Below are 7701 nucleotides of genomic sequence, written 5' to 3'. Positions count from 1 at the left end.
GGATGCTGTTGCCGTTCAGGCGGATGTCGCCGGACGACACCGGGAAACGTCCCGAGATCAGGTTGAACAGCGTCGACTTGCCGGCGCCGTTGGGGCCGATGATCGCGAAGCGTTCGCCTTTGGGTACCTGCAGGTTGGCGCCGCGGATGATCTCGGACTTGCCGAAGCTCTTGCGCACATCCTTCAGTTCGAGGGACAGGTTGTTCATGCCTCCGCCCTCCGGATCAGGTCTTCAATTTCGGTATTCACTTCGCCCCACGCTTGTTGGAAAGTCTTCTTTGCATGCCAGAAACCGTAGATGCCGATCGCCAGCAAGGTCGCTGCGACGAACCAGCCCGACGGCGCGGCCGTATCCACCATGAAACCGAACAGCTTCATTTCGGTGCCGTTCGCCGCCTCCAAGGTCAAGTGGTACAGCATCTCGATCACCATCACGATGCCGACCAGGCATACCAGCGCCATCGCCGACACCGCCCACAAGTGCGGCCAGATGCGGCGGAATTTGCCGTACTTGGCCACGCGCAGGTTGAGCATGATCAGGCTGGCGATGCCGCCCGGCGCGTACATGACCATGACGATGAAGAAGACGCCGAGGTACAGCTGCCACGCCTTGGTGAAATCTGACAGCATCACCGACAGGAAAACGCCGATGATGGCGCCGATCATCGGGCCGAAGAAGAAGCCCACGCCGCCGATGAAGGTGAACAACAGCACGCCGCCCGAACGGAGCGCACTGACATTCTCCGCCGTCACGATCTCGAAGTTGATCGCCGACAGCCCACCCGCGATGCCGGCGAAGAAACCGGACAGGATCAGCGTCAGGTAACGCGCCCATTGCGTGTCATAGCCGATGAATTCCACCCGCTCCGGGTTGTCGCGCACCGCATTGATGATGCGGCCCAGCGGTGTCTGCGTGAACGCGAACATGCCGATCGTGCTGATGAACAGCCAGAACGCAATCAGGTAGTACACCTGGATCTGCGGACCGAAGGTGATGCCGAGGAATTTCTCGCCGTACACGCGGTTCGTCGAGATACCGCCTTCGCCGCCGAAGAACTCCGGGAACATCAGCGAGCAGGCAAACACCAGTTCGACAATGCCCAGCGTGATCATCGAGAAGGTCGTACCCGACTTCTTGGTCGTCACATAGCCGAACAGGATGCCGAAGAACATGCCGGCAAGGCCGCCCACCAGCGGGATCATCGACACCGGCATCCAGATCTTGCCGGCCGATGCCAGGTTCATCGCATGGATCGCGAAGAACGCTCCGAGGCCCGAGTAAACTGCATGGCCAAAGGAGAGCATTCCGCCCTGCCCCAGCAGCATGTTGTACGACAGGCCGAAGATCATCACGGTGCCGATCTGCGACAGCAGCGAGATCGACGAACCCGAGGTGAATACCAGCGGCGCGAACACCAGGATCAGGGCGAATACGCCCCAGACGATCCAGCGCCCAAGGTTCGCCGGTTTGTAGGTGATGGAATTGTTCATGGTAATTGCATTCATCGGATCAGCCCTCGCGAGTACCCATCAGGCCACGCGGCCTGAAGATCAGGATCAGCACCAGCAGCAGGTAAGGCATGATCGGTGCGACTTGGGAAATGGTCAGTTTCAGGACCGGATAGCCAAAGGTGTCCGGCGTGATCACGGCACCGAAACTGGTGAACAGCGTGGCGACCGAATGGTCCAGCGCCACCGCGAAGGTTTGCAGGATGCCGATCAACAGCGAGGCGAGCAGCGCGCCGGCCAGCGAGCCCATGCCGCCGACCACCACCACCACGAAGATGATGCTGCCGACGGTAGCCGCCATACCCGGCTCGGTGACGAAGGCATTGCCGCCAATCACGCCTGCCAGTCCGGCCAGCGCACAACCGCCGCCGAACACCAGCATGAACACGCGCGGCACATTGTGGCCGAGCGCTTCCACCATGTCAGGATGGGTGAGCGCCGCCTGGATCACCAAGCCGATGCGGGTCTTGGTCAGCACCAGGAAGATCGACACCAGCATCAGCACCGCGATCAGCATCATGAAGCCGCGGTACATCGGGAAGGTCGTCGTGAACAGGGTGAACAGCGGACCGTCCAGTTCCGCCGGGATCGGATACGGCACCGCGGCGCGGCCCCAGATCAGCTGCACCATTTCCACCAGCACATAAGACAGGCCGAAGGTGAACAGCAGTTCGGGGATATGGCCGTACTTGTGCACGGTACGCAGGCCGTAGCGCTCCACTACGCCGCCGATCACGCCCACCAGCAACGGCGCAACGATCAACGCCGGCCAGAAGCCGATCTTCATGCTGATCGCATAGGCGAAATAGGCACCGAGCATGTAAAAGCTCGCATGCGCGAAGTTGAGCACCCCCATCATCGAAAAGATGAGGGTCAGGCCGGAGGAAAGCATGAACAGCAGGAGCCCGTAGCTCAGGCCGTTCAGCAGTGTGATTAAAGTAAACTCCACGAGACACCCCTATGACTTGCAACTTGAAAATTTCTTGTACGACCGTACTATTTTTCGTCCGAAAAAACGCAGCGTGCCGGCATCCCGTCACGCTGCCCTTCGGAACGACACTCAGGAAGGACGCTTCATCTGGCACGACGTCGGCTGTACGCCCACGTGCGTGTCGAACTTGACGTCGGTCTTCCAGCCGTAGCCGGTATTTTCCTGGTCGAACTTCACATCCTTGCCGTTGACCTTGGTCCAGGTGGTGATATACAGCGGCTGCTGCAGCTGGTGGTCCTGTTTGCGCATTTCCACTTCGCCATTCAGGCTGGTCATCTTCATGCCTTCCATCGCGAACGCCACTTTCACCGGATCGGTCGACTTGGCCTGCTTGATCGCCTGGCTGATCATGTTGAGCGAGGTATAGGTTGCCAGCACATAGTAGTCGTCGTTGTACTTCTTCTTGTAGCCTTCGACGATATCCTTGCCGGTAAACTTCTCGTTGTTCACGTTCCAGTAACCGACAGCCTTGACCCGCTCGGCACCGGCCGGGCCCATCGCGGTCGGCACGCCAGTGGTGGTCGCATAGTAGGTGTAGAAGTTGGCTTCGAGATTCGCATCCTTCGCTGCCTTGATCAGCAGCGCGAGGTCGGCGCCCCAGTTGCCGGTAATGACGGTGTCTGCGCCAGATGCCTTCATCTTGGCGACGTACGGCGAGAAGTCCTTCACCTGGCCGATCGGATGCAGGTCGTCGCCGACGATCTGGATGTCCGGGCGCTTGCGCTTCAGGTACTCCTTCGCGGCGCGCGTCACCTGGTGGCCGAACGCATAGTTCTGGCCGATGATGTACACCTTCTTGATGTTCGGGTTCTTCTCCATGAAGGAGGTCATTGCCTCCATCTTCTGGTCGGAGTTCGCATCGAAGCGGAAGTGCCAGAAGCTGCACTTGCTGTTGGTGAGGTCGGGGTCGACGGCGGCGTAATTGATGAACACCACTTCCTTGCCCGGGTTGCGCTCGTTGTGCTTGTTGACCGCATCGAGTAGCGCCGCGGCGGCGCCCGAGCCATTGCCCTGAATGATGTAGCGGTAGCCCTGGTCGATGACCGTCTTCAGCACCGTCAGCGATTCCTGCGGGCTCGCCTTGTTGTCGAAGCCGTTGATCTCGAACTTGTTATCGCCGGCCCACTTCTCGGCGTTCGCCTTCTCGGCGATGTACTGGAAGCTCTTGAGGATGCCCTGGCCGACCGGCGCGAACGGACCGGACAAGGGATCGATGAATGCCATCTTTACCGTCTCCGCGCTCGCCGTACCCGGCATTGCAAACGCAGCGGCCAATGAAAGCGGGATGATCAGTTTCTTGAATTGAGTAGCCATTTGTCTCTTCCTTATGAGTGTTATGTGGTTTACAGCATATCGGCGGTTATACCCCCTGTAAAGCACTCATCCAGCTTGTATTGGCCATGCTCTTCGCCTTGACGCGTGGTTCATTTCCGTCGCCTTGCAAACGTCGAGATCACGCTGCCGCACAGGCCTCTGCCGGGCCTTGGTGCAGCACCGCAGTGCGGCCGGGCATCCCCGCCGCCTGCGTGTTCAGGTCTGTTGAATTCCGCTGCGTTGCAGCGGACTACGTCACGGACCGCTTCGATCCGTGACGCGTCCATCGATGGATGGATCAGGAAGGACGTGCCGGACGCTTCATCTGGCACGAAGTCGGCTGGGTGGCAACGTAGCTTTCGACCTTCTGGTCCATCAGCCAGCCGTAGCCGGTGTTCTCCTGGTCGTACTTGACCTTCTTGCCGTCCACCTTTGCCCAGGTGGAAATGTAGAGCGGTTGCTGGAGCTGGTGGTCGACTGCCCGCATTTCTACTTCGCCGTTGATCGCCTTGGTCTTCATGCCTTCCAGCGCGAATGCGACCTTGACCGGATCAACGGAGTTGGTGTCCTTGGCGGCCTTGGTGACCATCTGCACGACGGTGTAGATGTCCTGCACGTAGAAGTCGTCGTTGTATTTCTTCTTGAAGGCTTCGACGATTTCCTTGCCGGAGAAGGTTTCGTTGTTCGGGATCCAGTAGGCGACCTGTTTCACCAGGCCGGCAGTGGCGCCGCCCATCGCGGTCGGCACCCCGGACGTGCCGGCGTAGTAGGTGTAGAACTTGGCGGTCAGGCCTGCGTCCTTCGCTGCCTTGACCAGCAGCGCAAGGTCGGCACCCCAGTTGCCGGTGATCACGGCGTCCGCGCCGGATGCCTTGATCTTGGCGACGTAAGGAGCGAAGTCCTTTACGGTCGCGATCGGGTGCAGGTCGTCGCCGACGATCTGGACGTCCGGACGCTTGCGCTTCAGGTATTCCTTCGCGGCGCGTGTGACCTGGTGGCCGTGCGCATAGTTCTGGCCGATGATGTAGACCTTCTTCAGCTCCTGGTCCTTTGCCATGTAGGAGGTCAGCGCCTCCATCTTCATGTCGGAGTTGGCGTCGAAGCGGAAGTGCCAGAAGCTGCACTTGCTGTTGGTCAGGTCGGGGTCGATGGCGGAGTAGTTGAGGAAGACGATTTCCTTGCCCGGATTGCGCTCGTTGTGCTTGTTGACGGCGTCAATCAGTGCCAGTGCCACGCCGGAACCATTGCCCTGGGCGATGTAGCGGTAACCCTGGTCGATCACGGTCTTGAGCTGGTTCAGCGATTCCTGCGGGCTGCCCTTGCCGTCGAATGCATTCACTTCGATGGTGTGGCTGCCGGCCCACTTCTGCTGGTTGGCCATTTCGGTGAACATGCGGAAGGTGTTCAGCTGGTTCTGGCCAATCGGCGCGAACGCACCCGACATCGTTTCGATCATTGCGATCTTGATCGTGTCCGCGTGGACTGCGGGCGCAGCGCATGCTGCTGCAACGGAGATTGCCATGACGAGGGGACGCATCTTCTTCATCTGTCTCTTTTCCTTTGGTAGGTTATGTCGTTATGACGGCGGCTGATTGGCTTCTGTTCTTGTACATCAATTGGTATTACGCAGTCGGCAGCTTGTACTCCTTGAATTGGTCACGGATGCGGTTCTTCAGCACCTTGCCGGTGGCGCCGATGGGCAGCGCCTCGACAAAGGCCACGTCGTCGGGCGTCCACCACTTGGCGATCTTGCCCTCGAAGAATTTGATCAGCTCCTCCTTCGACACCTCGGCGCCCGGCTTCTTGACGACCACCAGCAAGGGGCGCTCGTCCCACTTCGGGTGGAACACGCCGATGCACGCGGCCTGCTGGACAGCGGGGTGCGCCATCGCAATATTTTCGAGGTCGATCGAGCCGATCCATTCGCCGCCGGACTTGATCACGTCCTTGCTGCGATCGGTGATCTGCATGTAGCCGTCCGGACTGATGGTGGCCACGTCGCCGGTCGGGAACCAGCCATCCTGCAACACGTCGCCGCCCTCGCCCTTGAAGTAGCTGCTGATGATCCACGGGCCGCGCACGAGCAGGTTGCCGTAGGTCTTGCCATCCCATGGCAATTCCTCGCCATCGTCGCCGACGATCTTCATGTCGACGCCGTAAATCGCGTGGCCCTGCTTCTCGAGGATCGCCTGTTTCTGTTCTTCCGGCAGTTCAAGATGATGGCTCTGCAGTGTGCAGGCGGTGCCAAGGGGCGACATTTCCGTCATGCCCCACGCATGGACCACCTCGACGCCGTACTGGTGGCGGAAGGCTTTCATCATCGCCGGCGGACAGGCCGAGCCGCCGATGACGGTGCGCTTGAAGGTAGAAAACTTGAGGTTGTTCTGCGCCATGTGGTTCAGCAGTCCCAGCCACACGGTGGGCACGCCGGCGGAGAAAGTCACCTTCTCCTGCTCGAACAATTCATAGACCGACTTGCCGTCCAGCGCCGGTCCGGGAAAGACCATTTTTGCGCCGGTCAACGGCACGGAATACGGCAAGCCCCATGCATTGACGTGGAACATCGGCACGACCGGCAGCACCGCGTCGCGCGCAGACACGTTCAGTGCGTCCGGCATCGTGGACGCATAGGAATGCAGGACCGTGGAGCGGTGCGAATACAGCGCGCCCTTCGGATTGCCGGTAGTGCCCGAGGTGTAGCACAGGCTTGAAGCCGAGTTCTCATCGAACAGCGGCCACTCGAACTTGTCCGAGCTCTTCTCGATCAAGTCCTCGTAGCACATCAGGTTCGGAACCTTCGACTCGGCCGGCATGCGGTCCTTGTCGGCCATCAGGATGAAACCCTTGACCGTCTTGCAGTGTGCAGCGAAGGCTTCTACCAGCGGCAGGAAAGTCAGGTCGAAGAACAGGTACTGGTCTTCCGCATGATTGGCGATGTACGCGATCTGCTCGGGATGCAGGCGCGGATTGATGGTGTGCATGACGGCGCCCGAGCCGGAGATCGCGTAGTACAGCTCGAGGTGGCGGTAACCATTCCAGGCCAGCGTGGCGACCCGGTCGCCCATCTTGACGCCAAAGGCGCCGAGCGCATTGGCCATCTGGCGGGCTCGCCTGTGGCAGTCGCGGTAGGTATAGCGGTGGATGTCGCCTTCGACCCGCCGCGACACGATCTCATTGCCGCCGAAATAGCGGTCCGCATGCTGGATGATGCTGGAAATGAGCAACGGCTGGCTCATCATCTGGCCCATCAATGGGCTCTTGGGGAATTGCGACATCCTGCCTCCTGGATATTGTGGTTAGAGTATTGCCACTAATTCTAAGCCAGATTTTTGAACGACCGTACTAAAATCGTCAACGACTTTCGATGGTGCGACGCACAAATGTCACCTACGCGACGTTTTCGTCGACAACCGCCTTGTAAATCGTGTTCTTGGGCCGAGCCATCACGCGGCGCAACATTGGCTCGAAGAAGTCGAGCGGGAGCGTGTCATAGGCCGGATCGAAGGCGGGCGCGTCGTACTTTTCGCAAAACTCCACCGTCCTGTCGTACAAGGCCTGCCCGGCAAACTGGTCGCGCAGGTTGCGGTCCATTCCCAAGTGATGGAAGAAGTAGTAACCCTGGAAAATGCCGTGCTTTTCGACCATCGCATGGTTCTCCTGACTCACGAACGGCTTGAGGATGGCGGCGGCAATATCCGGGTGGTTGAAGCTGCCCAGCGTATCGCCGATGTCATGGAGCAACGCACAAATGATGTATTCCTCGTCCTTGCCGTCCCGGTAAGCGCGTGTTGCAGTCTGAAGGCTGTGCGTGAGACGGTCGACAGGGAAGCCGCCGAAGTCTCCGTCGAGCAGGCGCAAGTGCGCGAGCACGCGGTCCGGCAGTCCTG

7 protein-coding genes are annotated in these 7701 nt (G+C 59.7%); all 7 read right to left on the bottom strand.

The annotated features are described in order from the left end of the window. On the bottom strand, window positions 1-208 hold a 208-nt coding region (locus tag AYR66_RS19405), incomplete at its 3' end, for an ATP-binding cassette domain-containing protein (RefSeq protein ID WP_141104280.1). After that, window positions 205-1491 carry a branched-chain amino acid ABC transporter permease gene (locus AYR66_RS19400; protein WP_088709941.1) on the bottom strand — a complete coding sequence of 429 codons (1287 nt, stop codon included), beginning with the start codon at window positions 1489-1491 and terminating at the stop codon, window positions 205-207. The genes AYR66_RS19405 and AYR66_RS19400, both read right to left, overlap by 4 nt. A gap of 19 nt (window positions 1492-1510) precedes the next feature. Beyond that, entirely contained in the window at window positions 1511-2458 is a 948-nt protein-coding gene (locus tag AYR66_RS19395) for a branched-chain amino acid ABC transporter permease (RefSeq protein WP_088708862.1), read from the bottom strand. 111 nt (window positions 2459-2569) lie between these two features. Continuing rightward, window positions 2570-3757 (bottom strand): branched-chain amino acid ABC transporter substrate-binding protein, encoded by a 1188-nt coding sequence (locus AYR66_RS19390; protein ID WP_420093134.1) that lies wholly within the window; start codon window positions 3755-3757, stop codon window positions 2570-2572. 355 nt (window positions 3758-4112) lie between these two features. Continuing rightward, the gene (locus AYR66_RS19385; RefSeq protein WP_088708860.1) at window positions 4113-5360 is read right to left on the bottom strand and encodes a branched-chain amino acid ABC transporter substrate-binding protein; all 1248 of its coding nucleotides are present in this window, start codon (window positions 5358-5360) and stop codon (window positions 4113-4115) included. A gap of 76 nt (window positions 5361-5436) precedes the next feature. Then, window positions 5437-7089 (bottom strand): 3-(methylthio)propionyl-CoA ligase, encoded by a 1653-nt coding sequence (locus AYR66_RS19380; RefSeq protein WP_088708859.1) that lies wholly within the window; start codon window positions 7087-7089, stop codon window positions 5437-5439. A 112-nt stretch (window positions 7090-7201) separates the two neighbouring features. Then, window positions 7202-7701, bottom strand: a 500-nt coding sequence (locus AYR66_RS19375) for an HD domain-containing protein (RefSeq protein WP_088709940.1), incomplete at its 5' end; no start/stop codon positions are given.

Origin of the sequence: Noviherbaspirillum denitrificans (assembly GCF_002211445.1) — a bacterium.
In the GTDB taxonomy this organism is placed as follows: domain Bacteria; phylum Pseudomonadota; class Gammaproteobacteria; order Burkholderiales; family Burkholderiaceae_D; genus Noviherbaspirillum; species Noviherbaspirillum denitrificans.
Note: the sequence above shows the minus strand (reverse complement) of the source record. Positions and strands in the feature narration are given on the sequence as shown.

What these genes read in the sequence shown, in the direction of transcription:
- AYR66_RS19380 (WP_088708859.1), bottom strand. Translation starts at nt 7,089, where the DNA reads ATGTCGCAATTCCCCAAGAGCCCATTGATGGGCCAGATGATGAGCCAG.
- AYR66_RS19400 (WP_088709941.1), bottom strand. Translation starts at nt 1,491, where the DNA reads ATGAACAATTCCATCACCTACAAACCGGCGAACCTTGGGCGCTGGATC.
- AYR66_RS19385 (WP_088708860.1), bottom strand. Translation starts at nt 5,360, where the DNA reads ATGAAGAAGATGCGTCCCCTCGTCATGGCAATCTCCGTTGCAGCAGCA.
- AYR66_RS19390 (WP_420093134.1), bottom strand. Translation starts at nt 3,757, where the DNA reads ATGCCGGGTACGGCGAGCGCGGAGACGGTAAAGATGGCATTCATCGAT.